Origin of the sequence: Alteromonas marina, from assembly GCF_000808575.1 — a bacterium.
Lineage (GTDB): Bacteria > Pseudomonadota > Gammaproteobacteria > Enterobacterales > Alteromonadaceae > Alteromonas > Alteromonas marina_A.
Genome location: NZ_JWLW01000051.1, coordinates 1 through 2334, shown reverse-complemented (window position 1 = coordinate 2334; position 2334 = coordinate 1). Strand labels below are relative to the sequence as shown.

Genomic DNA, 2334 nt, shown 5'->3' with positions numbered 1-2334 from the left:
CTTCAAGGTTAGTCAGGCCGTCACCGTCGGCATCGCCATCGGCATCAGCCACTAGTGGATTTAAGCCCACACGCGCTTCATACACATCCGGCATGCCGTCGTTGTCGTCATCGCTGTCGCAGGCATCGCCTAAGCCATCGCTGTCAGTGTCTAGCTGATCTTGGTTGGCAATGGTTGGGCAGTTGTCTAGTTCGTCTAAGATTGTATCAGCGTCCTTATCTTCGAGTTCAGTATGCAAGATACTTATATTCGGAAAGGTCTTAATGCCGGGCAACTCATTTGGTATAAGCGTTAATTCTAAATTGTCGAGTTCTTCTGCTTCTACTCTTATATCTGAAATTATCATCCCGTTTTCGAGCGGAAGTGGTAATTCTGGAGATATCCATGCAAGCGTGACAAAATGAGTAGTCTGTGTATTTTTATCTTCGTCTGTAGAATCTTCAACAAGCTGGCTGCTACCTAAGAAGCCCACTAGTTTATTGTCTTCACTTTGTACTGTTTTAACCAAGTCACTATTAAAGAATACTTTTACAGCTAGACCGTGAACTTCAGGTGAGTCCAAACTTAAATTTAACTCTATTGAAGCAGTGATCTTTGTTTCACTCTCCATACTTCTCGGGGTCACAAGTTTAAAGTAAAGCTCTGAACACTGAGTGGTCATGCTAACAGTTGTTAAGGCTAACGTGCCCAAGAGCCTCTTAATCATTAGCAGCTTCCTCAGAATCTCCTCTCGATAACATCTCCTGAAGAAGCTCATACATTTCGCTTTTCGACCGAGTGCTTTCAATCATTTCGTTTTCAGTTGCAATTTTTTCCTCTGAAAAACCAAGCATAAAACGGTTAAAAATTAGACCATCAGTCAGTGCATCTACTTTCCCATCGCCGTTTATATCTAAATCAAAACTTTTTCCGCTACGGATTCGTAAATATTGCGGTTTTACTCCATAGACTTCGCCAGAAGATGATGTCGCGGAAGATACGCCTTTCATTACGATTTGCGAATTATCTGTAACATCACCTAATTTGAACTTTAACTTTGCTAGCTTATTAACTGATGCCCCTGGCCATTGGTAGTTAGAATCATCCCACCGCAGAGTAATATATGAATCTGTACTAGCGTTAGCATCAATATCTTCAATATCTTCGTTAATAGGGGATACATTGACAAAGCTGCCTTGATGTACATGCTCTAGAGCTACAAAAGTGAGCGCGCTACTATCATAAAAAACAGCAATAAAGGCCCCTGAAAGGTCGTAATTCAAATCCGTCACATCATAAGAGATATCTACGTAAAAATCGGAATTTACCGATGTTATTAAGCTGTTCTGTTTAAAAGTGACCAGCTGATATTCAGATGTGAGATTATCTGAAATATTTGGGTTAGTTCCATTTGTATATTCTTCAAGATTGGTAGTGCCGTCGTTATCGTTATCGATAGAGGCGTCACTTTGGTTTTTACTATCCAAACCATACTTGAACTCCCACTCGTCTGGCATTCCATCGTCATCATCGTCAGTATCTATTCGGTCTGCAATACCATCACCATCAAAGTCAGAAACACCATTCTCATCGTTTGGTAATTCATCTATGCCATCGACTACACCGTCCCCGTCACTATCTGGATTAGTTGGGTCTGTGCCTGCTTCTAGTTCTTCTTGGTTTGTAAGACCATCATTATCAGTGTCTACATTGGCGTCGTCTGAATGAATAGGGTCTAGGCCATTATCTACTTCCCAGTTATCTGGTAGGCCATCTCCATCCGTGTCTATTGAATTGGGATTTGTACCCAACTCATACTCTTCCATTAACGTTAAACCATCACCGTCCACGTCAGAAAGTGTATTATTGGACAAATTAGGGTTACTGCCATGTTCATTTTCCCAATAGTCAGGTAAGCCATCATTGTCAGAATCATCACCCTTCCACCACTTGTATGAAACATTACCGCTTACTTGCGCGCCTTTTCCTTTCACATTTTCCGACGCGTGAAATGGCCCTGAACTGTCAAACCAATTAGCTTGTCTTACATAAAGCCGCCCGCCACTGGCGCCAAAGATTCCAAGAGAGTCTTGCTGCCCATTGATAGATAGAACATTGTCGAAATTAACCGAGTTTTGTATGGAAGCGTAAATATTCCAACTTTCTGTGTTTGAAATTGAAATAATGCCGCTTGCTTTTATTTCAGGTGTCCCGTTTAAATAAAGTCCAAAAGCTTTGTCGGAATTACCAGATGTGTCGGAAACATGAGAAATATCGATATTACTAAGAGTGGATTTCCCCTCCAGTATTAGTATCGCTGTTGTGCCTCTGGATATGTTGTTATCGCCACCATAG

1 protein-coding gene and 1 pseudogene are annotated in these 2334 nt (G+C 41.5%); both read right to left on the bottom strand.

The window, feature by feature from the left end:
- Positions 1-706 (bottom strand): thrombospondin type 3 repeat-containing protein (locus tag RJ41_RS14695; RefSeq protein ID WP_039222382.1); only part of this gene is annotated, 706 nt, incomplete at its 3' end.
- Positions 699-2334 (bottom strand): annotated as a pseudogene (locus RJ41_RS19205) (hypothetical protein); the annotation flags it as partial. The pseudogene RJ41_RS19205 and the gene RJ41_RS14695, both read right to left, overlap by 8 nt.